The organism is Eggerthella sinensis, assembly GCF_003339815.1.
GTDB lineage: Bacteria > Actinomycetota > Coriobacteriia > Coriobacteriales > Eggerthellaceae > Eggerthella > Eggerthella sinensis.
This window is the reverse complement of the sequence record NZ_PPTT01000015.1, coordinates 36,215-59,871: the sequence shown is the minus strand read 5'-3', so window position 1 is coordinate 59,871 and position 23,657 is coordinate 36,215. Positions and strand designations below refer to the sequence as shown.

Annotated in this window: 24 protein-coding genes; 16 read left to right on the top strand and 8 right to left on the bottom strand. The window is 63.9% G+C overall.

Annotated elements, in window-relative coordinates; all coding sequences use genetic code 11:
• The first annotated feature begins 6 nt into the window (after nt 1-6).
• The 5 genes from hpdC to C1876_RS09700 all read left to right on the top strand — a co-directional run bounded on the left by hpdC (nt 7) and on the right by C1876_RS09700 (nt 3,572).
• Complete coding sequence (gene hpdC, locus C1876_RS09720) at nt 7-264, top strand: 4-hydroxyphenylacetate decarboxylase small subunit (protein WP_114546536.1); 258 nt, start codon at nt 7-9, stop codon at nt 262-264.
• Nucleotides 265-330: 66 nt separating this feature from the next.
• Nucleotides 331-1,278, top strand: coding sequence for a 4-hydroxyphenylacetate decarboxylase activase (gene hpdA, locus C1876_RS09715; protein WP_114546535.1), 948 nt, complete (start codon nt 331-333; stop codon nt 1,276-1,278).
• A 1-nt stretch (nt 1,279) separates the two neighbouring features.
• Complete coding sequence (locus C1876_RS09710) at nt 1,280-1,966, top strand: tetratricopeptide repeat protein (RefSeq protein ID WP_114546534.1); 687 nt, start codon at nt 1,280-1,282, stop codon at nt 1,964-1,966.
• Nucleotides 1,963-2,916, top strand: coding sequence for a DUF4037 domain-containing protein (locus C1876_RS09705; protein WP_158544660.1), 954 nt, complete (start codon nt 1,963-1,965; stop codon nt 2,914-2,916). The genes C1876_RS09710 and C1876_RS09705 overlap by 4 nt, the downstream gene beginning before the upstream one ends.
• A gap of 20 nt (nt 2,917-2,936) precedes the next feature.
• Nucleotides 2,937-3,572, top strand: coding sequence for a DUF4125 family protein (locus tag C1876_RS09700; protein ID WP_158544659.1), 636 nt, complete (start codon nt 2,937-2,939; stop codon nt 3,570-3,572).
• On the opposite strand, the gene C1876_RS09695 is transcribed toward C1876_RS09700, so the two are convergent.
• From C1876_RS09695 to C1876_RS18130, 3 genes are read right to left on the bottom strand one after another with little or no spacing between them, the layout of a single operon-like run.
• Nucleotides 3,569-4,474: a response regulator gene (locus C1876_RS09695; protein ID WP_114546531.1), complete on the bottom strand. Its 906-nt coding sequence runs from the start codon at nt 4,472-4,474 to the stop codon at nt 3,569-3,571. The genes C1876_RS09700 and C1876_RS09695 overlap by 4 nt on opposite strands.
• Entirely contained in the window at nt 4,471-6,516 is a 2,046-nt protein-coding gene (locus tag C1876_RS09690; protein WP_114546530.1) for a sensor histidine kinase, read from the bottom strand. The genes C1876_RS09695 and C1876_RS09690 overlap by 4 nt, the downstream gene beginning before the upstream one ends.
• 9 nt (nt 6,517-6,525) lie before the next feature.
• The gene (locus C1876_RS18130) at nt 6,526-7,239 is read right to left on the bottom strand and encodes a PocR ligand-binding domain-containing protein (RefSeq protein WP_274542573.1); all 714 of its coding nucleotides are present in this window, start codon (nt 7,237-7,239) and stop codon (nt 6,526-6,528) included.
• Between the two features lie 305 nt (nt 7,240-7,544).
• Here C1876_RS18130 and guaA point away from each other — a divergent pair, with 305 nt between their 5' ends.
• Nucleotides 7,545-9,158 (top strand): glutamine-hydrolyzing GMP synthase, encoded by a 1,614-nt coding sequence (guaA, locus tag C1876_RS09680; protein ID WP_114546528.1) that lies wholly within the window; start codon nt 7,545-7,547, stop codon nt 9,156-9,158.
• A gap of 24 nt (nt 9,159-9,182) precedes the next feature.
• Here guaA and C1876_RS09675 read toward each other — a convergent pair whose 3' ends face one another.
• Complete coding sequence (locus C1876_RS09675; protein ID WP_114546527.1) at nt 9,183-10,151, bottom strand: hypothetical protein; 969 nt, start codon at nt 10,149-10,151, stop codon at nt 9,183-9,185.
• A gap of 60 nt (nt 10,152-10,211) precedes the next feature.
• On the opposite strand from C1876_RS09675, the gene C1876_RS09670 reads away from it, so the two are divergent.
• Entirely contained in the window at nt 10,212-11,531 is a 1,320-nt protein-coding gene (locus tag C1876_RS09670) for an HNH endonuclease (protein ID WP_114546526.1), read from the top strand.
• 31 nt (nt 11,532-11,562) lie between these two features.
• Here the strand turns inward: C1876_RS09670 and C1876_RS09665 are convergent, their stop codons facing one another.
• Entirely contained in the window at nt 11,563-12,567 is a 1,005-nt protein-coding gene (locus tag C1876_RS09665; protein WP_114546525.1) for an asparaginase, read from the bottom strand.
• 133 nt (nt 12,568-12,700) lie between these two features.
• Here C1876_RS09665 and C1876_RS09660 point away from each other — a divergent pair, with 133 nt between their 5' ends.
• Nucleotides 12,701-13,117 carry a peptide deformylase gene (locus C1876_RS09660; RefSeq protein ID WP_114546524.1) on the top strand — a complete coding sequence of 139 codons (417 nt, stop codon included), beginning with the start codon at nt 12,701-12,703 and terminating at the stop codon, nt 13,115-13,117.
• Here the strand turns inward: C1876_RS09660 and C1876_RS09655 are convergent.
• Together C1876_RS09655 and C1876_RS09650 are read right to left on the bottom strand one after the other, a co-directional pair.
• Entirely contained in the window at nt 13,114-13,965 is an 852-nt protein-coding gene (locus C1876_RS09655; RefSeq protein ID WP_114546523.1) for a radical SAM protein, read from the bottom strand. The two genes, C1876_RS09660 and C1876_RS09655, sit on opposite strands and share 4 nt — an antisense overlap.
• An 11-nt stretch (nt 13,966-13,976) precedes the next feature.
• On the bottom strand, nt 13,977-14,852 hold the full coding sequence (locus C1876_RS09650; RefSeq protein WP_114546522.1) for a radical SAM protein: 876 nt from the start codon (nt 14,850-14,852) through the stop codon (nt 13,977-13,979).
• A 100-nt stretch (nt 14,853-14,952) separates the two neighbouring features.
• On the opposite strand from C1876_RS09650, the gene C1876_RS09645 reads away from it, so the two are divergent.
• From C1876_RS09645 to C1876_RS09625, 5 genes are all read left to right on the top strand, one after another.
• Nucleotides 14,953-15,285 (top strand): winged helix-turn-helix transcriptional regulator, encoded by a 333-nt coding sequence (locus tag C1876_RS09645; RefSeq protein WP_114546521.1) that lies wholly within the window; start codon nt 14,953-14,955, stop codon nt 15,283-15,285.
• Nucleotides 15,286-15,311: 26 nt separating this feature from the next.
• On the top strand, nt 15,312-16,169 hold the full coding sequence (locus tag C1876_RS09640) for an aldo/keto reductase (RefSeq protein WP_114546520.1): 858 nt from the start codon (nt 15,312-15,314) through the stop codon (nt 16,167-16,169).
• 88 nt (nt 16,170-16,257) lie between these two features.
• Nucleotides 16,258-17,613, top strand: coding sequence for a Na+/H+ antiporter NhaC family protein (locus tag C1876_RS09635; RefSeq protein WP_114546519.1), 1,356 nt, complete (start codon nt 16,258-16,260; stop codon nt 17,611-17,613).
• A gap of 134 nt (nt 17,614-17,747) precedes the next feature.
• Complete coding sequence (locus tag C1876_RS09630) at nt 17,748-19,172, top strand: amidophosphoribosyltransferase (RefSeq protein ID WP_114546518.1); 1,425 nt, start codon at nt 17,748-17,750, stop codon at nt 19,170-19,172.
• Between the two features lie 141 nt (nt 19,173-19,313).
• A complete protein-coding gene (locus tag C1876_RS09625) occupies nt 19,314-19,580 on the top strand; it encodes a translation initiation factor 2 (RefSeq protein WP_114546517.1) in 267 nt (88 codons plus the stop codon).
• A 4-nt stretch (nt 19,581-19,584) separates the two neighbouring features.
• Here C1876_RS09625 and C1876_RS09620 read toward each other — a convergent pair whose 3' ends face one another.
• Complete coding sequence (locus C1876_RS09620; protein ID WP_114546516.1) at nt 19,585-20,265, bottom strand: Fic family protein; 681 nt, start codon at nt 20,263-20,265, stop codon at nt 19,585-19,587.
• Nucleotides 20,266-20,403: 138 nt separating this feature from the next.
• On the opposite strand from C1876_RS09620, the gene C1876_RS09615 reads away from it, so the two are divergent.
• The 3 genes from C1876_RS09615 (at nt 20,404) to C1876_RS09605 (ending at nt 23,611) form a co-directional block, all read left to right on the top strand.
• Entirely contained in the window at nt 20,404-20,814 is a 411-nt protein-coding gene (locus C1876_RS09615; protein WP_114546515.1) for a peptide deformylase, read from the top strand.
• Nucleotides 20,815-20,890: 76 nt separating this feature from the next.
• Entirely contained in the window at nt 20,891-22,027 is a 1,137-nt protein-coding gene (locus C1876_RS09610) for an aromatic amino acid transport family protein (RefSeq protein WP_114546514.1), read from the top strand.
• A 15-nt stretch (nt 22,028-22,042) separates the two neighbouring features.
• Entirely contained in the window at nt 22,043-23,611 is a 1,569-nt protein-coding gene (locus C1876_RS09605; protein ID WP_114546513.1) for an amidohydrolase, read from the top strand.
• Nucleotides 23,612-23,657 lie beyond the last annotated feature (46 nt).

The window sequence follows — 23,657 nt, the reverse complement described above, 5'->3', positions numbered from 1 at the left end:
ATCACTATGGCGCACCAGCATATCGACTGTTGGAACTACCAGGCAATCGACGTCGTGAAGGGCGTCTGCCTCAAGCACGGGGGCATGGTGGAGTGGGCAGGCGAGACGTGCCCGGCCTTCACGCGCAAACCGAAGTGCGAATTCTGCACGCACTTCTCCGAGCCCGATGAGGACAACATCGGCACGTGCACCGGTTTGAGCGACGGCGCTCACTGGACGCTCGGCGGCAGGTCGGCCACCACCTGCGAGAGCTATCAGGAATAAGGGGCATGCAACGGGGCGAGGGCCGCAGCGGCCCTCGCCCTCTGGGGTCGCAAGGAGGCGAACGCGATGGACAAGGCTCTCATCTTCGACATTCAGGGATTCTCGGTACACGACGGACCGGGGTCGAGGACGTTGATCTTCTTTGCCGGGTGCCCGCTGCGCTGCGCGTGGTGCTCGAATCCCGAAGGGCTCGAACTCAAGCAAAAGGTGATGTTCGTGGGCAAGAAGTGCAAGCGCTCGAAGTACGGGTGCACGCGCTGCGTGGAGGTGTGCCCGCATCGCGCCGCGTACGTGAACGACGCCGAGGAGGGAGCCCCGGTGGCGTTCGACCGCGAGGCATGCGACGCCTGCACCACGTTCGAGTGCGTGCACGCCTGCTATGCCGAGGCCCTCAAGCTGTCGGGCACGTGGATGACCCGGGACGAGGTGCAGGACGTGGTGCTGCGCGATCGGAAGTACTGGTCGGACGGCGGCGGCGTGACGTTCTCGGGAGGCGAGGCGCTCATGCAGCACGAGTTCGTGCGCGAGATAGCGCAGTGGTGCAAGGCGGCGAAGATCAACACCGCCATCGAGACGACGGCCTACGCCGAGCAACAGGTGTTCCTGGACGTGATGCAGCACATCGACTTCGCGTTCGTCGACATCAAGCACATGGACTCCGCCCGTCATCGGGAGAAGACCGGGGTGGGCAACGAGCTGATCCTCGACAACATCACCGCCCTCGTGCGCTCGGGCTGGCCCGGACGGCTCATCATCCGCATGCCGGCCATCAGGGGATACAACGACACCGACGAGAACATTCGCGCCATGGCGGACTTCATGAACGAGCGGGGCCTCTACGAGGCGAACATCCTGCCGTTCCACCGGCTGGGCGATTCCAAGTACACGCAGCTCGGCAAGCAGTACGCCTACGCCGACGAAACGCCCACGCCCGAGGACAAGCTCGAGCATATGCAGGACCTGTTCCTCGAGCAGCGCATCGCCTGCTACGTGGCAGAAGGAGTGATGTACTGATATGGCAACGTCAATGCAAGACCTGTTCGATCGGCTCGATGCCGTGGAGGGCGAAGGAAGCGGCCCGCGCAAGGTGGCCCTGATCACCGAGGCGCTTACCGCCATCGAAGACGAGCACGGCCGCGACAGCCTCGCGTACGCCTCCGCGCTGAACGAGCTGGGCGCGTGCTATCGCGCCGATGCCGACTACGGGCGGGCGGCGACGTACTTCAAGCAGGCCGCCGATCTGCTGGAGCAGGTTGCGGGGCCGGCGAGCCCCGACTTCGCCATGGCGCTCATGAACTACGCGGGCGTGCTGCGGCTGAACGGCGCGCTCGACGAGAGCCTGGCGCTGTTCGAGCGCGCCGAGACGCTGTTCGCCGAAACCCTGGGCACCGACTCCATGGAGTACCTCACCGCGCTCAACAACGCGGCGCTGTGCCACCAGGATCGCGGCGCGTTCGAGACGGCGCTCGCCCGCCATCTACGGGTATGCTCGGCGCTCGAGCGGCTCGACGACGCGACGGTGGCCTACGCCACCTCGCTCTACAACACGGGCTTCTGCTGCAAGCAGCTGGGCGAAACCGACCTGGGCGAAGACCTGATCAGGCGCTCCATCGAAGTGTACCGCCAGCTGCTGCCCGAGTACCACGAGCTGATCGAGCATGCCAAAGCCGCCGTCGGAGAAGGCGGGCTGCCCGCATCATGAACGGCATGGCGCTGGGCGCGGCCTTCTTCGAGACGCAGGGCCTGCCCGCGCTTCGCGCGCGGCATGAGGAGGCGCTGCCTTTCCTGGCCGCCGGCCTGGTGGGCGAAGGGTCGGAATGCTTCGGGATGGACGACGCGCTGTCGCGCGACCACGATTGGGGTCCGGGCTTCTGCGTCTGGCTGACCGACGAAGCGTACCGCGCCCAGGGCGCACAGGTCGCCCGCACGCTGCGCTCGCTGCGCGCCGGAGCCGGAACGACGTCGAAGTTCACGCGCATGATGGGGCCGAACGACGGACGGGTGGGCGTGTTTCCCGTCACGGGGTTCTATCAGCGCTTCATCGGGTTCGACCATCCGCCGCGCACGCTGCGCGAGTGGTGGGCCGTGCCCGACGCGAACCTGGCAACCGCGACGAACGGTTGCGTGTTCTGCGACAACCCGGGCGAGTTCAGCGCGTGGAGGGACGCGCTGAGGGGCGGCTATCCGCGTGACGTCAAGCTGAAGAAGCTGGCGTACTGCTGCTACCTCGCCCTGCAAGCGGGACCGTACAACTACCCGCGCATGATGCGCCGCCAGCAACGGTGCGCGGCGTTGCTGGCGGAAACCACGTTCATAACCGCCGCGTTGCGCATCACCTACTACCTGAACGACGCCTACCCGCCGTTCTACAAATGGCTCGAACCGCTCGCGCGTTCGCTGCCCATCCTGGGCAGCGCCGCCGCGCGCCATGCCGACGAGCTGGCCGAGCCCGCCGCGAACGACGCGCATCGCTGGCCGCACGCGGCGGGCGTCATGAGCGCGTGGTGCGACGAGCTGGCGAACGTCCTGTGCGACAGCGGCCTCATGGCCACCTCGAACACGAGCACCGACCTGTACGCCATCGCCGTCGAGCTGCACCGCGCCATCGAGGCGGATTGGCTGCGCGCCATCCCCCTCGCCGTACCGTGTTGAACACTACCGAAGGAGATACCATGACCGACGAAACGCTCCCCCTCATCGACGAAATCATCTCCCTGGAATGGGACATGTTCGCCGCCGTGCACAACGCGGGAGGCCCCACAGCATGCCAGCAGCAGCCCGAAACGTTCGACCTCATGCGCCGCAGCCAGTATCTCACCTGGCCGGTCATCGTCCTGTGCAGCTATCGCGACGACCTGCGCACGGCGCGCGATCAGGGCCGCAACCTCATGACCGAGAAGTACGCGCGCATGATGGAGCGCACCGATCCTGAGGCGTACGCGGCTATCGAGGCATGCCTGCCGCCCCTCGACGAGGATGCCGTGCGCCTCGTCGACGAAGCGTCCGCGCTCGTCATGGCGTGGGAGGCTGCAGTGCGCGAACGGTACCCGTTCATCGTCGCGCGCGGACGCGACCTGTCAACCGACGAGATCAGCCGTCAAGGCACCTCGTTCGAGACGTACCTGCGCGCGGAGCTCTCCACGTATTCGCCCCGCACGCTGCGGCTGTACGCGCAGCACCTGCGCACCGTGGCCGACGCGGGCGAGAACGGCAGCCGCCTCGTGTACGAGCAGCTCGTGCGCCTGTACGGCTACGGCAACCTCGACGAGGCGAACGAGGCCATGGCGCAGGAGCCCGCCTCCCGCTAGCCCCGCGCCGCCGCCCCGCCGCCCTGCTCGTTGAGCCGACGCAGGAACGCCTCGTCGCTGACGGCCTGCTTGAGCGCCTCGAACACCGACAGCCGCGCGGAGTAGCCCACGAGGTGTTTGCGCACCTCTTCCAGCACGCTCTCGTCCGACCCGCCGACGGCGCGCTGCTCGCAGTACCGGGCGCACACGTAGTACACGGCCGCGATGGCGTCCTCGGCGTCAACCGCGGAGGGGTTGCGCTGTTCGGCTGCGAACCGCTCGATCCACGAGCCGGCGTTGAGGGGCGCCACGATGTCCGCGAGCGACGGGCCGTCTCCCCCGACGTCGGCAAGCGCCCGTTCGAGCGCGCAGCACAAGCCGCCCATCATCATGCGCTGCTGCGCGTCGTCGTCGATGCCGAGGATTTTCGCCGTGCGCTTCGCATAGCCGAACACCCTCTGGTAGCGCTCGTATTCCGGAGGCGACAGGCGCTTCACGAGCGCCTCGAGGGAGCCGCAGAGCGCTTCGAGGGTTTCCATGCGGCGGTACTTGCGCTTGTTGAGCAGCAGCGACTCGATGTTCTTGTGCATTTCCAGGTAGTTGGGCGGACGGCTGACGAAGAGGTCGGCGCCCACGCTGATGCCGCGCGTGCGGGATTCGCTGTCGCTCAGCACCGTCAGCATGATGATGGGGATATGGTCGGTCTTCGGGTCCTGCTTGAGGCGGTGGCATATCTCGTAGCCGTTCATGCCGGGCAGCATGACGTCGAGCAGGATGAGGTCGGGTTTGCACTCCTCGACGAGGCGCATCACCACCCTGCCGTTGACCGCTTCTTCCACCTGGTAACCCCACTGCACCAGCACGTCCACCATCATCTGCCGGTTTGCATCGTTGTCGTCTACGACGAGCACCTTTTCGTTCATGCATCGCTCCTTGGCGTCTCGGGAGTATCGGATTCGTCGGCATCGGGCGGGACGTCCTGCTGCGCCGGCACGAAGAAGCGCGCCACCGTGCCGTACCCCAGCTCGCTCTCGAGCCACAGCTTGCCGCCGTGCAGCTCCACCTGCCGACGCGCGAGAGGCAGGCCGAGGCCCGTGCCCTCGTAGGTGCGCGAGTACGAGTTCTCCACCTGCTCGAACTCGTAGAACACCCGCTCCAGATCGGCGGCGGCAATGCCGATGCCGCGATCGGCTATCGAGAAGTCCACGACGCGCCGCTCCCCCAGCGTCACCTCGCGCACGTCGATGCGCATTTCGCTGCCCGCTTCGGAGAACTTCGTGGCGTTCGACAGCAGGTTGTACAGCACCTGCTTGAGCACCACCCGGTCGGCCGACAGCTCGAGGTTCACCGGCTCGCACGCCACGCGGATGTCGTCCGCGCGCTCGGGGCACGACCCCGCCACCGTCTTCACCACCTCGTCGAGCGCCTCGCCCACCGCGAACGTCTCGAAGTACAGGCTCGAGCGCCCCTCGTCGATTTTGGCCGTGGCCAGAATGTCGTTGATGAGCTCGAGCAGGTGCGAGCTGCTGCGGTGGATGTTCATCACGTAGTCGCGCTGCTTGTCGTTCAGCGTGCCGAACATTTCGGACAACAGCAGGTCGGAGGCCGAGATGGAGCTGGTGAGCGGCGTTTTCAGCTCGTGGCTGATGTTGGCGATGAAGCGCGTTTTCGTGGAGTTCGACACCGCGAGGCCCTCGGCGAGCTGCTGCAGCTCGAGCGTGCGGGCGCGCACGGTGATCTCGAGGTTGTCGTTCGCGCGCAGCAGCTGATCCGACAGGTCCTGCGCCGCCTCCTTGCTGGCTTTGAGGTCGCGCACGGTTTCGCGGATCTTCTGCTGGCTCTCGTTGAGACCGGCCGCCATCGTGCGCAGGCTGACCACGAGCTGGTCCGACTCGTTGATGGTGTCTTCGGGCATGGGCTCGCGCTCCACCCCCGCGTAGTCGCCCCGCATGATGCGCTCGGCCATGCGCTTGCCCGTTTTCAGCGGCCGCGTGATGCGGTTGCTGAACAGCCAGCTGACGATGATGACGAGCGGCGATACCACGAGAGCCACGAGGAACACGCTGCGCACGTTGTTGTGGATGATGTTCGAGTACACCGCTTCGCGGATGCCCACGCCCATGGACGCGATGGGCTCGCCCCAGTAGTTGCGGGCCGGCGTGTACAGATAGTAGTACTGATAGCCCGCCGAGGACAGCTCGTTGCCGAAGTACCCGCCGTCCGCAACGTCGTCGAGCGAGACGGGAACCGTCGTGCCCAGCTGGGACGAATGGTCCTCCGCCGGCGCGAGGTTCGTGGACACGCGCACGCCGTCCACGACGAAGGACAGGAACGAATCGCTCACGCGGTCGGTGTAATAGGCGGGGTATTGGGGATTGTTGTTGATCACCTCGCCGAGGATGAGCAGCTCGTCGCTGTCGGCGGGCGCGATGACGGCGAGGTTCATGAGAGCTCGCGAGACGAGCGTGCCGTCGGCCGCGCTCACGAGGTAGCGCTCGTACGCCTCGCTCCCCTCCTCGAACACGGCGCCCAGATCGATGACGTCCAAAGAGCTGATGGACGGGACGTCGGCGTCTTTGGCCGCGTCGATGTGCCGGACGAACGCGGCGCTCGCATTCGCACGCACCTCGTCCGTCGCCGACAGCTGCCGCCCCTCGCCGTCCACCACGAGCGCGAAGCCGAGATCGGGCAGCGCGTCGACGAGGGACGCCACGTACTCGTCCCAACGCGCGGCATCGTCCTCTTCGCCCGGCGCGCGCGGCGAGGCGGCGAGGCCCGCCGCCTCGAACACGGTCACCTGATCCTGCATCATGGATTCAGCGAACCCGCTCGTCGTGGTCAGGAAGCTGTAGGCGGCATGCTCCTGCATGATGCTGAGCGTTTGATAGCTGGCCATCGTGGAAACCACCGCGAAGAACAGGACGCTTCCCAGCAGCACGAGCGTGAATTGCCGATTGATCTTCATGGGGCGCCCCTAGGCGTTGAAGTACGTCTTGCACAGCAAGGCCATTTCGTAGCGGTTCTTCGCCGCCGTTTTCTTGAGGATGTTCGTGATATGGGTTTTCACCGTCTTCTCGCTGATGAACAGCGCCTCGGCGATGTCGCGGTTGCTCTTGTTCTGCATGATGTGGCCCACCACCATCACCTCGCGCGTGGTGAGGCCGAACGCCTCCATCAGTGCGCAGCCCGTCTCGTCGATGGTGGAGCCGCTGGCAAGCCGCACCCCCTTGAGCAGGGAAAGCGTCGAAGCCAGCAGGCGCAGCACCTTCTCGAGCTCCGCCCGGTCCATGGACTTGATGTCGTAGCGCTCCGCATCGAGCGCGCTCACCGCCTGCGCGTTCTCCCCCAGCACCATGCCGCCGAAGAAGGCGCCCACCACCTCTTTGCTGCGGAAAACGGGGCATGCGAAGCAGGTGAGGCCCGCGTAGCACGTGTCGATGACGGTGCTGCCGCTTTCCGCCATGCGCTCGAGGATCTGCTGATGCTGCATCGCGCAGCGCGTGCTGTTGCGGTCTTCGATATGGAAGCAGAGCAGCGAGCGATTCGACGCGACGAGCGCCGGCGTTCCGTCCAAGTGGACGAGGCATAAACTGATGTCGGTCATCCCTGAAAAATCGTCTTGAAACGCCTGGACAGACTCTTTGCCTATCGAGGACAACCACGTGTCGAGCGTATTGTTGTCAGGCATACACGCACTCCTCATTGGTCTCTAGGAGACCCCCCTGTGTACTATATTGTACCACCGTCTTTTGGAGATACGCCTGGCGCAAGAAGGGTTGTTCGTTCTTGTATCCGCGCATGCCGCGGTCGCATAAGTGCTCGTCGGACGCCTAATATTATGACGCGCCCGCTCATGAAGTTTGGACGATTCCTTGATGCAGAGCGTGTGCATTGCCGCGCCTGAACTTCGCCGCGTGCGGCCTTTCGTGTAAGATACCGCCATACGAGAGAAGGGGCCGCCGCGCTGCGCCCCCGCAACACGAAGGAGCATTTGTGACGCACGCATCCACCCCGTCCAACCAGCTGGTCATCGTCGTCGATTTCGGAGCCCAGTACGGGCAGCTCATCGCCCGCCGCGTGCGCGATTTGCACGTGTACTCGGAAATCGTCCCGTGCGACATCACCGCCTCCGAGGTTGCCGCGCTGGCGCCGGCGGCCATCATCCTGTCGGGCGGGCCGGCAAGCGTGTACGCCGAGGACGCCCCGTCGCTCGATCCGGGCATCTTCGAGCTGGGCATTCCCGTGCTGGGCTTCTGCTACGGGCAGCAGATCATGGCCGTGACGTTGGGCGGCACGGTGGGCCACACCGACGCCGGCGAATACGGAGCGGCCGCGCTGACGCGCCGCGACGAGGGCACGTCGCTGCTGTACGGCGAGACGCCTGCCGAGCAGACGGTGTGGATGAGCCATCGCGACGCCGTGGACGCCGTGCCCGCGGGCTTCGCGGTGACGGCCTCCACCGACACGTGCCCGGTGGCCTCGATGGAGTGCAGCGATCGCCGACTGTACGCGACGCAGTTTCACCCCGAGGTGCGCCACACGCCGCATGGCGACGAGCTGCTGAAGAACTTCCTGTTCGGCATCTGCGGCCTCGAGCCGTCGTGGACGATGGACTCCATCATCGACGACGCGGTGGCGGCCATCCGCGCGCAGGTGGGCGACGCACGCGTGATTCTGGGCCTGTCGGGCGGCGTGGACTCGTCGGTGGTGGCCGCGCTGTGCGCAAAGGCCATCGGCAAGCAGCTCACCTGTGTGTTCATCAACCACGGCCTGCTGCGCAAGAACGAACCCGAAGAGGTTGAAGAGGTGTTCACGAAGCAGTTCGACGTGGACTTCGTGCACGTGCACGCCGAGGACCGCTACGCCGCGCTCTTGGCCGACATCGTCGAGCCCGAGGCGAAGCGCCGCATCATCGGCTCGCAGTTCTGGAAGGAATTCTTCGCCGTGGCGGAGGACCTCGCCGAGGGCGGGCGTCCCGTGAAGTTCCTGGCGCAGGGCACCATCTACCCCGACATCATCGAAAGCGGCGCCCGCAAGACCGGCGGCAAGGCGTCCACCATCAAGAGCCATCACAACCTGATTCCGTTCCCCGAGGGCGTGCATTTCGACCTGATCGAGCCCTTGGACCACTTCTTCAAGGACGAGGTGCGCGCGTTGGGAACGGCGCTGGGGCTGCCCGACCACATCGTGCACCGCCAGCCCTTCCCCGGTCCGGGCCTGGCCATCCGCATCATCGGCACCGTGACGCGCGAGAAGCTTGAGATTTTGAAGAACGCCGACGCCATCGTCCGCGAGGAGCTGGACGCGTACAACCAGCGCGTGTTCGAGGAGACGGGCGAGCGCAACTCCGAGCGCAGCGTGTGGCAGTACTTCGCCGTGCTGCCCGACGTCAAAAGCGTCGGCGTCATGGGCGACGAGCGCACCTACGCCTACCCCATCATCCTGCGCGCCGTCGAGTCGAGCGACGCCATGACCGCCGACTGGGCGAAGTTGCCGTACGACGTCCTGGCCCGAGTGAGCGGCAGGATCGTAGCCGAAGTCCCCGGAGTGAACCGAGTAGCGTACGACATCACCAGCAAACCGCCCGCGACGATCGAGTGGGAGTGATACAGCCCGGATCAACTCATAATGCTATTTGTTTTCTCGCAGGTATCGCTGAAGCGTGTCATCCAATCCGAGCTTTTGAATAGTTGATAAAAACAACTCCTCATCGCACTCATGGAAAAGCATCACCTTCAATAGCCGCCTTGTCTCCAACGGCAAGGCGGCTGATTCTATGAAATTCCCTATTTCTTCATGAATGCGACGAGCGTCCTCTGATTCTCCTGTTCCAAGCCCGACTTTTTCACTTATTGCATCGGTGAAAGTACTTTGGAAAATAACGTTCGGCGAGGCTATGAGTGTCTTTTCCAGCTCAAGAAGCTCATCTTTATCCACGACGTCCTGCCGAAGAACTCGATGGTACTCATCGTTTAACCGAATGGTGTATCGAGAAGGACATGCTATATCCTGATCCACTTCCAAGAAAATAGCACCTATGGGAAAGAGACCGAGGCAACTCAAATCCCCTTCTTCGCTTTCAAAAATATAGCAGCCGCTGTCAAACTCTCTCGCGGGCTTTCCCTGTGTTGCCGCAATATGCCAACCATTCTCGCGTTTTTCAGCATTACGCAGCTTTCCTTCCCGAAGCCATTTGAGAACCGTATTTGACTTAACGTTACGCCTCTTTGCAAATTCGTCAACCGTAATATACGGTGCTCGTACGCTTACGATATCCGGAGTAATCGAAGCTGTCGCTTCATCTATTTCGCCTTCTTGGTCGAAAATGATCTTGCTATATTCAGCCATATCCAATGATATAGCTATGTCAGTGATGTTGATTTCATACGCACTGAAGGGATGCTCAAGGAAAGGGATCAGAGCGCGCTCGATCTTCTTTTCAAACGCCTCCATGAGTTCATAATTCTCCGGCACTTGATCCCCTTCAGAAGAGGCATTCGCTTTCGTAGCCTCCTCCAAGTAGGTATTAATTGCCCTAACGATCTCGGCCTTGCTTCTCAAAGCTTTTTGATTGAACATCAATAAGTCTTCTTTGTTCATCGAGCAATCCTTATACTAGAAGTGAGAATTCGTCCGCTCTTCGGCCATTGGAGCTACATTATGAGTATGATACTTAATAATAAGCGGCTGATTAACGGCGTGAACCCAAAGCATGCTAAGGCCATTTCCAGATTCTGCTATCCAAATCCCAGGACGATAGACGATCTCGCGCATAAGTTTGAAACAACTGAAACCACAATGATGGCTTGGCTTGTTCGCCTTCAAGAAATAGACGTATTAGATACGGAAGTCGATAACGGCAATATCCTCTGGCTCTGCACCCCATATGGATTTACCCATATGATCCACGCGCGCACCGGATCGCCTCTCACTGGGACTCAGTTTGCAGAATTGGTTATTGAGGTAGCAGACAGAGCGCGCGCATACAACAAAGAGAACCGTTTCCCTTACCTGATTGAAGACATCCACCTTTTTGGCCCAATCCTCAATCAGCCTTGGAGGCTTGACGACCCCGACGTGACCATTTCCATAAGCCCCAAGCCGAGTCAAGGTAAGAGGGGAGCTTGGCAGTCAGAGTATTGTGCGAAATATGGGCCGGAAAGAAGCCTGAGCATTTTCGACCAACTAATGTTCCCCCAGAAGGAGTTACTGAACTTCCTAAGAAAAGGCAGCAAAAATATCGGAATCTACATTCATGATATAACAGAATTATCCGATGAATGGCGGCTCGTATTTCAGAAAGACGCAACCAAGGAGCAAAACGACAGTCGAGTAATGGATCGTTCGGAGCTTATAGAGCTTGGTCGCAAAATCGACGAAACCCGAAACAAAAGAACCGACCAAGCCTCCCGAACAAGTCGACGAATCACCAAGAGCAACGAAGACATCGTTTCATTCTGGAAAGATAATCCTGTTTTTCGGAGTCTCGGACTTCCTTCAATCGAGGACGCCTCAAAATCATGCTGGAGATGCGGAAGTCGACAAGATATCCAGCGATGCCACATTGTTCCGGCTTCGCTGGGTGGCGCCGGCACTGAGTCAAATCTCGTGCTGTTGTGCAGCCGATGCCACGCGGAAGGCCCGAATATTGCCGACCAAGACATCATGTTTGATTGGATCAAAGCTCACCGAAACGGCTGCACTCATGATTATTGGCTCGAAGCCGGTATGAAAGAATATGAATTCATCTACGGGAAGAGCATTGAGGACGAGATCTCCGCAGTCTTGAAAGATATCGGGATAAGCGGCATAGAATACGAGCAGGAAGCCTTGAAGTTGCTAAAGCTCCTTACAAATGAAGCTTCGGTCAACGCCATCTTCCATTTCGGGCAAACCTACTTCAATACTGCAACTACAGCCGGACTTTTTCGTATCGCTCTCAAGGAGCTTCCTGGCCACCTGCGCAGCGCGTTCCCCTGATTAGAAGCGCTTCGAACTGAATCCTGCCCGTCTACCCCTCCACCGCCCTATCCCAGTTTACTACGCGCTCGAACAATCCCGCGATTTCCCCCGCCTCGCTCGTCTGGCCGAGCGCCCACATCGTCTTCGCTACGAGCGCTTCGGTGGTCATGTCGCCTCCTAGCAGGATGCCGCCGTGGGCGGCGTATGCGCGGCCGACCTCGTAGACGCCCAGGTCGCAGCCTTCCTCGGGGACCTGCGTCGTCACGACGAGCGTGCGGCCGGAGTCGACCCAGTCGAAGATCGCCCGCTGGTAGTCGCCGTAATCGGGGATGCCGCCGATGCCGAAGGTTTCCAGGATGACGGCGTCGTAGTCGCGCTTGAGCAGGCCGAAGATGCTCGGGTTCATCTCGGGCGTAAGCTTGAGCACGAACACGCGCTCGTTCATCCGATCGTATACGCGCGGGCGGCCGGCCACGCCCGTGCACGTCACGGGCTTCCCGACGCGCACGATGCGCTCGCCGCGGATGAGGGCGATCTCGGGGAAGTTCACGCTGACGAACGCGTTGGCGCTCAGCGTACGCTGCTTGCGCGCGCGGGTTCCCGCGATCACCGACCCGCCGAACACCACCGACACGTCGCACGAGCGGTCGTCGCAAGCGAACAGCAGGCTCTGGTACAGGTTGAGCTTCGCGTCGGTGAAGGGGCTGGCCATGGGCTGCTGCGAGCCGGTGAGAACGATGGGCTTGGGGCTCCCCTGCACCAAATAGGACAGCGCGGCGGCGGTGTAGGCCATGGTGTCGGTGCCGTGCAACACGACGAAGCCGTCGTAGGCGTCGTAGGCGCGCACGATCTCGTCGCGGATGCGCATCCAGTCGGCGGGGCGCATGTTGGTGCTGTCGATGTTCATGGGCTGCACTACGTCGAAGTCGCACAGGCCCTCGATCTCGGGCACGTACTTCGCCAGCTCCTCGCCGCCGAGGGCGGGCACCAAGCCGTTGCCGTCCTCGATCGAGGCGATGGTGCCGCCCGTGGCGATCAGCAGTATCTTCTTCATCCGTGAATCCTTCGACGTTCTGCGTTTTCAATTTGGTCATGGTACCTCATTGCGCGCACCGAGCGACGACAATTCTGCGGCTTGCGGTATCATAGGCAGCACTGTCGTCGACTACCGAACACGGGAGAACATTGTGATCAAGGAAATCGTGAAGGACGAAGCGCTGCTCTCGCAGCCCTGCACCCCCGCCACCGCCGAGGATGCCCAGGTCGCTCAGGACCTCATCGACACGCTGGCGTCGCTCGACGAAGCCGCGTGCCTCGCCGCCAACCAGATTGGCTCCACCACGTGCGTCGTCGCCTTCGCGGACGACGAGAAGCCGTTCGTCATGTTCAACCCCGTCATGAAGAAGGCCCTGCACCCGTCGAAGACGGTGGAGGCTTGCCTGTCCCTCGACAAGGAATCCACCGTGACCCGCTTCGAGTGGATCGCCGTGACGTTCGACGAGCTGGTGGACGGCAAGCTCGTGCCGCGCAAGCAGGAGTTCCAGGGATGGTCCGCACAGCTCGTGCAGCACATGATCGACCACTGCAAGGGCAAGCTCATCTAGCGCCACGTCATAGCGGACGAGCGCGCCACCCCCTCTTCGAGCGCCGCCATCAGCAACGGCTTGTCGTAGGGCAGCATGCCCACGAGGGGAAGCGGGTTCGTCGCCGACGCGGCTTCCAAATGCACGCGCAGCTGCACCTCCTCAAGCAGGACGTGCAGCTCGTCGAGCCGCTCCGACACGCTCGCCGGCTCGAACTCCCCCGCTTGCGCCTGGGCCTGCAAGGCGCTCCCCGGCTGCAGCTCGAGCGAGCTGATTTCCAGTATCCGCGGATTCAGCCGGTTCAGCACGCGCGCGGTCGTCCGCGCATTGTGGCGGCCCCGCCCCGCTCCCGCCAACCCGGCGAGGTAGATCAGGTTGTACTCGATGCCCGCCTCGTCCAACCGACGGCACTGTTCGAGCACGTCGACGCCGCGATACCCCTTTTCCGCCCGCTCAAGCACCTCGTCGCAGGCGCTTTCCATGCCGATGGTCAGGCTGTTCACGTGCAGCGCGCGCAGCTTCCGCAACTCGTCGTCCGACTTCCGCGCCACGTCGCGAACGGAGGCGAACATGGCGATGCTCTGGCACTTGATGAGACGATCCCAAACGGCCATGGCCCGCCGTTCAAGCTGGGAGAAGCTCATCTGGAACGGGCTTCCGCCGGTGAGCCAGATGCGGCGCGTGGAGGGCACGAAGCGTTTCACCTCGTCAAGGTCGCGCTCGAAGCGCTCGAGCGGAGCGATCGAGAATCCCTCTTCGCAAAACAGCGTGCAGAAGGCGCACCGGCCCCACGCGCAGCCGGTGGTAGCCTCCACGATAGGCGTGAAGCGTTCGAACGGCGGACGCCATGTGCGACCTGAGAATTCCATCCCGCCCCTCCCTACAGCGAACGCACGGCGCGGCGGTAGCGGGCGAGCGCGGGCTCGTCGGCGGCGTCGATCGCGCGATCCAAGCGCCGCACGAGCGCCTCCCGGTCGCGCGGCAGCAGGCCCTCCACGTGCACGGCGTCGGAGACGTGCGCGGTCGACACGAGCGTCTCGCACTCGAGCTCGGCCACGAGCGTGCGTATCTCCCGCAGGTTCTCGAGCTCGCTCGCCATCTCGAAGCGGCCCGCCTGCACGTCCCCGTACAGCCGCGACGCGGGAAACAGCGTCATCGACAGGATGCCGATGCGCACAGGATGCAGCTGGCCGAACACGCGGGCGGATGCGCGCGCCGCCTCCTCGCCCCGCCCGGCCCCGGCGATGCCCACAAGGTAGAAGAAACTGTAACGGATGCCGGCCGCGTCGAGCCGGCGGCACTGCTCCAGCTCGTCGGCGGCCGTGTGCCCCTTGTCCATGAACGCGAGCGCCGGATCGTAGCCGGTCTCCACGCCGATGGTGAGATCGTCCACGCCGAGACGAGCCCACGCGGCCAGATCGTCGTCGGACTTGTGGCGCAGGTCGCCGATGCGCACGAAGCCGCCGATGCTGCGCACGCGCGGCAGGCGCTCGCGCACGCGCTCGAACACGGGAGCAAGCTGCCGGTTCGCCAGGCCGAACGGATTCGCCCCGGTGATGAACACCCGCTCGGCACGCGGCCGAAAGCGCGCGATCTCTTCGATGTCGGCTTCGATCTCGCCGGTCGGCGAGCACGAGAACGGCACGTCGTACAAACTGCAGAACCGGCAGCGGTTGTGGGTGCACCCGGCCGTGACCTGCAACAGCGCCGAATCCGCCTCGTAGGGCGGCCGCCAGATGGTTCCGGTGAAATGCATGATGGTCCTTCCTTTCGTCGTGGTTCGGCTGTACTATGCCCCGTAAGCTATCGAATTTGAAGTACGGTCTTTTTCTGGAGTACCGAGGAAGGAACCCTCCATGGCGAAACGAATCGGCGACGAAGTGGAGCGCTGCCCGGCCGTATCCACGCTGCAGCGTATGATCGGCGGCAAATGGAAAATCGAGATCCTGTTCTACATCGGGATGAAGGGCGTTTCGCGCTTCGGCCAGCTGCGCCGTTGCATCGGCACCATTTCGGAATCGACGCTGTCCAAGCAACTGCGCGAGCTGGCGGACGACGGCTTCATCGAGCGCATCGACTTCGGCGAGGTACCGCCGCGCGTGGAGTACCGCCTCACGGAGCGCGGCCGCAGCTTCATCCCCATCCTCGAATCGATGAAGGCATGGGGCGAACGGGAACTGGAATGGTAGCGGAATCTGAGGGAAAGGAACCCCCTATGACGAATCGCACGGTTGCGCTGCCCGACGGCACGCACATCCCCGCCATCGGGCAGGGCACGTGGTACATGGGCGACGACCCGGCGCGCCGGGCGACCGAGGTCGAGACGCTGCGCACGGGCGCGGCATGCGGCATGACCCTCATCGACACCGCCGAGATGTACGGCGAGGGGGCCGCCGAGACGCTCGTGGGCGCGGCCATCGCTCCGCTCGAGCGCGACGAACTGTTCCTCGTGTCGAAGGTGTACCCGCACAACGCCGGACGCGACCGCATCTTCGACAGCTGCCGCACATCGCTCGACCGCCTGGGCGTCGAGACCCTCGACCTCTACCTGCTGCATTGGCGCGGCGACGTGCCCCTTGCGGAAACGGTCGCCTGCAAGGAACAGCTGCAGGCCGACGGGCTCATCCGCCGTTGGGGCGTGTCGAACTTCGACGTGGCCGACATGGAAGAGCTCATGGCCGTGCCGGGCGGCGACGCGTGCGCGGTGAACCAGGTGCTCTACCATCTGGGCTCGCGGGGCATCGAGTTCGACCTGCTGCCGTGGCAGGACGCGCACGGCATCCCCGTCATGGCGTACTGCCCGCTCGCGCAGGGCGGCCGGCTCTCGGCCGGGCTGCTGCGCGACGAGGCCGTGGCCGCCGTGGCCTCCCGCCACGATGCGACGCCGGCGCAGGTGCTGCTCGCGTTCGTCATCCGCTCGGGCACCGTCGTCGCCATCCCGAAGGCTTCCACGCCCGCGCACGCGCGCGACAACGCCGCCGCGCTCGAGCTGCGCCTCACCGACGACGACCTCGCCCTGCTCGACCAGCGCTTCCCCGCTCCCGACCGCAAAATGCCGCTCGACATGGAGTAAGCCGTCGCATTCCATCGATCTCTGAGGTCCCGCGCACCGCCTTCAAACGCTACAATAGGCGGCAGTGCGAAAACGAAGGGGCTGGATCATGGACGACAAGACGACGAATATCGCGGCCGACAGCGCTGCGGCGCCCAAGAAGGGCAACATCGCGGCGCTGCTGCCTATCGGGGTGTTTTTGGTGCTCTACCTGGGGCTGGGCATCCTGTTCGAATACGGGATGGGCATTCCCATGGGGTTCTACAACATCCCCGTCGTGGTGATATTCCTGGCCGCCCTTCTGGTGGCGTGCGTGCAGAACCGCAAGCTTCCCTTCGACGAGAAACTCACCATCATGGGCCGCGGCATGGGCGACAAGACCATCGTCACCATGGTGCTCATCTTCATGGTGGCCGGCATCTTCGTGGGCACCGTCGGTCGCGACAGCGCCGAAAGCGTGGCCTACCTGCTGCTTTCCGTCGTCCCCGTGCAGTACGCCGTGGCTGTGCTGTTCGTGGTGAGCTGCTTCGTGTCGCTGTCCATGGGCACGTCGGTGGGCACCATCACGCTCATCACGCCCATCGCCGTGGCTGTTTCCGCCGCCTCGGGCTTCGACATGCCGCTGTGCATCGCCAGCGTGATGGGCGGCGCCATGTTCGGCGACAACCTCTCGTTCATCTCCGACACCACCATCGCGGCCTGTCAGGGCCAAGGATGCCAGATGAAAGACAAGTTCCGCGAGAACTTCAAGATCGCGCTGCCGGCGGCGCTCGTGTCGCTCGTCATCATCCTCGTGCTGTCGTTCGGCGCCGACCTCGGCGGCAGCGTCGTGCACGACTACGACCTCGTGCAGCTCATCCCCTACCTCATCGTGCTCATCGGCGGCATCGTGGGCGTGAACGTGTTCGTCGTGCTGCTGCTGGGCATCCTGTCCGGCTCCATCATCATGGTGGCCACGGGCGCCACCGCCGCCACCGACCTGCTCGCCAACATGGGCACGGGCGCCGCGGGCATGTTCGAGACCACGATGGTGGCCCTGCTGGTGAGCGCCATCTGCGCGCTCATCCGCGAGCACGGCGGCTTCGTCGCGCTGCTCAACGGCATCCAGCGCCTGTTCAAGGGGCGCAAGGGCGGCCAGCTGGGCATGGGCCTGCTCGTGGGCGCCATGGACATCGCCACGGCCAACAACACGGTGGCCATCGTCATCTCGAACCCCATCGCCGCCGATATGGCGAAGACGTACGGCATCTCGAAGCGCAAGACCGCCTCGCTGCTCGACACGTTCTCCTGCGTGTTCCAGGGCATCCTGCCCTACGGCGCGCAGATGCTCGTGGCCATCTCCGCCGCCACCGAGCTCGGCTTCGCCGTGTCGGCGTTCCAGATCATCCCGTTTCTGTTCTACCCCTTCCTGCTGCTCATCAGCTCGCTCGTGTTCATCTTCCTCATTCCGGACAAAAAGAGCTGAGCGGCCGGCCGCTACCGGCGCAACTCGTGCAGATAACGCGAATCGTGCGTGCGCCCGGTTCCTTCGCGCTGCGGGGAGCCGTATACTAAGGTCTTTATTGGCACGGCCGGACGAGGCAAAACGAAAGGCAAGCAATGGGCGGATTCTTTGGGGCAGCAGCACATCACGACGTGGTGCTGGACGTGTTCTTCGGCGTGGATTACCACTCCCACCTGGGAACGCGATGCGCGGGCATGATTTTCCACGACGCAGACGAAGGGTTCCAGCGCGAAATCCACTCGATTGAGAACACCCCGTTCCGCACGCGCTTCGAAGATGACCTGCCCGGCTTCCACGGATGCAGCGGCATCGGCTGCATCAGCGACACCGACCCGCAACCCCTGCTCGTTCGCTCGCACCTCGGCACGTTCGGCATCACCACCGTGGGCGCCATCAACAACGCCGAGGCCCTCGTGGAGGAGAACTTCGCGAACGGCGGCCGTCAGTTCATGGCCATGAGCTCGGGCAAGGTGAACACGACGGAGCTCGTCGCCGCGCTCATCAATCAGAAGGACACGTTCGTCGAGGGCATCAAGCACGCGCAGGATTCCATCGAGGGGTCGCTCACGCTGCTCATCATCACGAACGACGGGCAGATCATCGCCGCGCGCGACAAGATGGGCCGCCTGCCGGTGCTCATCGGCAAGAGCGACGACGGCTTCTGCATCTCGTTCGAGTCGTTCGCCTACCACAAGCTGGGCTTCCGCGACGAATACGAGTTGGGGCCGGGCGAAATCGTGCTCGTCACCCCCGACGAGTACCGCACCATCTCCCCCGCCGGCGACAAGATGAAGATCTGCGCGTTTCTGTGGGTGTACTACGGCTATCCGAACTCGAACTACGAAGGCGTGAACGTCGAGGTCATGCGCTACCGCAACGGCGCCGTCATGGCGCGCGACGAAGCGGCGAACACGGGCGTGCCCGCGCTCGACTACGTGGCCGGCGTGCCCGATTCGGGCGTGCCGCACGCCATCGGCTACGCGACGGAATGCAAGACGCCCTTCGCGCGTCCTTTCATCAAGTACACGCCCACCTGGGCGCGCTCGTTCATGCCGAGCAACCAGGAAGTGCGCAATCGCATCGCGAAGATGAAGCAGATCCACATTCCCGAGCTCATCAAGGATAAGAAGCTGCTGTTCGTGGACGATTCCATCGTGCGCGGCACGCAGCTGCGCGAGACCGTGGAATTCCTCTACGAATGCGGCGCCGAAGAGGTGCACATGCGCTCGGCCTGCCCGCCCATCATGTTCAGCTGCAAGTACCTGAGCTTTTCGAGCAGCCGCTCTGACATGGAGCTGCTCGCCCGCCGCATGGTGGATGAGCTGGAAGGCGACGAGGGCGCGCAGCACCTCGACGAGTACGCCGACGGCTCCACCGAGCGCGGGAAGTGCATGCTCAAATCCATCTGCGAGCAGATGGGCTTCGACTCGCTGGGCTATCAGTCGCTCGACGGCATGCTGGAAGCCATCGGCATCGACCCCGAGCAGGTGTGCACGTACTGCTGGACCGGCCGGGAGTAACGCCGACGCCGGCATCTTCGCTCACGTGGGCCCGACGGTGTTCCGTCGGGCCTTTTCTGTCCCTATAGTGGGACACGCTCTCCTGCGTCCCTTCGGTATGCTGTGCGGCATACGAACGAAGAAGCGACGCAAGGAGATCCCATGAGCAACGCAGCCCTCGCCCCCGAGCTTTCCCCCGCCCCGTCTCGGCAGGTGCGCGGTGCGCACGCCCGCCCCGCACGCACCGTGGAGGTTCGCGTCATCCCCGGCGGCCTCATCGCCGATCAGGGGGCGCCCCGCCACGCGAAGGCAACCCTGCTCGACAGCCTGCAGGGCACGGGCTTCAACCTCTCCGCGCGCGAGCGCGCCTGCGCCATCGCGTTTGGCGCGCTGTTCGCCTTGGCCGCCCTCGCCGTCGCGCTCCTGTAGCCGCCTATCCCCGCGCAGCTTCAGCAAAACGGACGATGCGCTCCTCTTCCTTGGCAGAGAGATCCCGAAACATCGCGGCAAGCCCCTCGGCATCTCCCTGCGCGAGCAGCTCGAGATATGCGGCGCGAAGCTCGAACGGCACGACAACAGGCGCAAGGCCCTCCTTCACGAGCCCTCTGTTCACCAAAATCCTACCCGTGCGGCCATTGCCGTCTTCGAACGGGTGGATGCGCTCGAAGCGTATATGGAAACGCGCTTCGCGATCGAACGGATCGACGGCGTCATCATGGTTGCGCTCGTACACAAGCTGCATCATGAGCTGGTTTATCTGATTCGGACGCGGCGGAATATGCTCGGCACCTCGAATAAGAACCGAAACCGTTCGATAACCGCCGATTTCGTTTATGTTCTTGTTGATTGCTTGGGCGACATCCTCGATGAGGCGCTCGCTCAGAGGGTCTTCAAGGTTGCCCAAAGCAACGTCGAGAGCGTATTTATGGTTGATGGCCTCGTACAGTTCGCGCGCCGTTGCCGTCACCCGAAGCGAGTTGTCGTTCCAAAGAATCGCATAGGTTTCGGCATACGAGAGCGTGCTACCCTCGATAGCGTTCGAGTGGTAGGTGCTTCTCGTGATGAAATCTTCGAAGTAGTCCCGGTTGTCGTGCATAAATGCGGCCACGTCCACGATATGCGTCTCCTTCTTGGCGATGTCGCATACACTATACCAAGTGTCAGAAAGAAACGCAGGCTGCGTTGCGTCGAACGGCGAAGTCCCGTTACGTCCGATTCGCGGCCGCCGATTCGCGAAAGGCGCGCTGCCGCTATGATCCGACCTATCATGAGAAACGAGCTGGTGCTGCAGAACGTCTCGGCCCCGGCCACCGAGGCCGACCTCGAGACGGCCCGCGACCTCCTGGACACGCTGAGCGCCCATCGTCACGAGTGCGTGGGCATGGCGGCGAACATGATCGGCGTGCCCAAGCGCATCATCGTCTTCGACAACGAAGGCTCCTACCTGGTCATGCTCAATCCCGAAATCGTGTCGCACGCCGGGGAGTACACGGCCGAGGAGGGCTGCCTGTCGCTCATGGGCACGCGCACGGCAACGCGCTACCGCACCATCAAGGTGCGCTACTGCGGCCTCGACCTGAAGGAGCGCACGAAGAGCTTCACCGGCTTCACGGCGCAGATCATCCAACACGAGGTCGATCACTGCAACGGGGTGCTCATCTAGCCTGTTCGGATGCGCAGAGCGGTGTACAATTCTCCGTGCGACATCGCGCACGCCCCCGAAGACAAGGACCGCCCGCATGGAGAAACTCACCGTCTGGCAAGCCGCCTGCATCATCACCGGATACGGCGTGGGAAGCGGCATCATGACGCTGCCCTACCTCGTGGACCGCGCCGGGCTCGTGCCGAGCCTCGTCATCATGCTCGTGGCGTTCTTCTTCAGCTACTGCATGCACATGATGCTGGCGGAAATCACCATCGGCAGCGGGCAGGGCACGCAGATCATCTCGGTGTTTCGCACGTACCTGTTCCGCGGCAAGCACGGCAACATCTTCGTGCTGGGGCTGTTCGTCCTGACCACGCTCGTGCTCATCACGAACCTCGCGGCCTACATCGCCGGCGGCGCGGAGATCTTCGCCGCAGCGGGCCTGCCGCCGCTCGCCGCGCAGCTGCTGTTCTACGTCATCGCCGCGGCCGTGGTGTTCTTCGGGCTCAAGATGCTCGGCGTAAGCGAGGCCGTGTCCGTCAGCGTCATCATCGCCATCGTGGCGGTGCTTGCCGGCGCGTCGCTCTTCCACTGGAACAACCCCCTGCCCCTCGGCACCGTCGGGGCACCGAACGAGCTGCTCGCGTTCTTCGGCATGGCCATGTTCTCGTTCGTCGCCTTCTTCAGCGTGCCGCAGGCCGTGGAAGGGCTCGACCGCGACCCCGTGAAGGTGCGGCGCGCCATCCTCATCGGCCTCGGGCTCAACCTTATGTTCGTGCTGGTCATCGTCACGTGCGCACTTGCAAGCTCCGCGCGCATCACCGAGCTGGCCATGATCGGATGGTCGGAGGGCATCGGGCTGTGGGCGCAGGTGCTGGGTTCGGTGTTCACCGTGCTGGCCATGCTCACCACGTACTGGTCCATCTCGCTCGCGCTGTCCGACATCATCGAGGAGCAGACGAAGCTCAACCGCCGCATCTGCTGGGTGATCGCCACGCTGCCCTCGCTGCTGCTCGTGCTGCTCAACCTGGGCGGATTCCTCGACATCATGCGCACGGCCGGCGGCCTCATCGCCATCCTCATGGCCTTCATGGTGGTGCCCGCCTTCCGCCGCTGCCGCCGCGCGAACGGAAAGCTGCTGCTGCCGAAGGCGCTCGCCAGCACGCCGATGCAGGTGGCGGTGCTAGCCGCGTTCCTGTTCATGGCCATCGGCAGCGCCGTGGGCTTGTAGGGAGCGAGGCCGGCCATGAAGACCATCTTTCACAACGCGACGTTTCACACCATGGAGAGCGAGGACGACGTTCGCACCTCCCTGACGGTGGAGGACGGCGTGATCGCAGGCTTCGACGAAACGCCCGTCGCATGCCCGTCGGCGCAGACGGTGGACCTGGGCGGCCTGCACGTGTTCCCCGCGTTCATCGACGCGCACCTGCACCTGCTCGACACCATCGCGCTGTCGAGCATGGGCGAAGCCGTGTGCGAGATCGTGCACGGCCGCGTGGAGCCGCACGACCTGGCCGGCGCCGAGCGCAAGATTCGCGCGCTGGCGACCGACGCGAAGCCGGGCAGCCTGCTCATCTGCAGCAACTTCATCGCCGCCGCCATGGACGAAGGGCGGCTCCCCACCCGTTTCGAGCTCGACGCGTGGGCGAGGGGCGCGCAGGTATGGGTCATCAACATCGACGGACATTCGGGTTCGTGCTCGTCGTCGCTGCTCGAGGCTTTGGGACTTGAGGACATCGCGCCCGACGGCGTGTTTTCCGGCCCCGCGCACGATGCCAACCTGGGCGCGTTCACCGATCACCTGGCCTCGAGCATCACGCCGAAGGCGCTTGCACGCGGCATCGCGCACGTGTGCAACGAGTGCGCCGCGTTCGGCATCGGCACCGTGTGCGCGCTCGAGGGCACCGACGACAGCGAGCGCGACCGCATGGCCGAGCTCACGGCGCTCATCGCGCAGCGCCTCCCCCTCGACGTGCGGCTGTTTCCTCAGTACATGGACGAGAAGAAGCTTGAAGCCGTGCGGGGGCGCATGGGCGCGGCGCGCGTGGGCGGCTGCATGAAGTGGGAGCTCGACGGCTCGGTGGGCTCGCGCACGGCAGCGTTCGCGTCGCCCTACCTCGACGGCACGCAGGGAGCGCTCTACTTCGACGATGCCGAGCTGCGCCGCACCGTCGAGGGGTTCGCCGCGCGCGGGTTCATGGTGTCGGCCCACGCCATCGGCGAGGCGGCCATCGATCAGCTGGTGGACATCTACGACGGCGTGCCGGGACGCCATCGCATCGACCACTGCGAATTCCCGAGCGATCACGCCATCGAACGCATCTGCGCCACGAAGCCGTTCGTCACGGTGCAGCCGGGCTACGCGTGGATCGATCAGCGCTTCCTGCACGGCTACGAGCGCTACCTGAGCGCCGACCAGATCGCGCGGCAGGTGCCGCTCGCCCGCCTCGCCGCGGCCGGCGTGCCCCTCTGCGGCTCGAGCGACTCGCCCGTGCAGTCGGTGGACCCGTTTCTGCAGATGCGCGGCATGCGCGAGTTCTCCGTGCCGGAGCAGTCGCTCTCGGCTTACCAGGCGCTCGAAACGTACACCGTCAACGGCGGCGCCATGCTCGGCGAGCGGAAGGGCCTGCTGCGGGAGGGCTGGGAGGCCAGCTTCTTCACCTGCGAGCAGAACCTGTTGACCTGCGCCCCCTCCGACCTCGAGGGCCTGCGCGCCGCCGGCACCTGGCTGCACGGCAAGCGCTACCGCCCCTTGCCCGAAGGCCTCGGAGCCTTCGCCCGCCTGCTGGCAACCCGAGCACGCAAGGTGTAGCACAAAGCGACCCTGCGGCCGCCGGGGGTGGCGGGCGCAGGGTCGG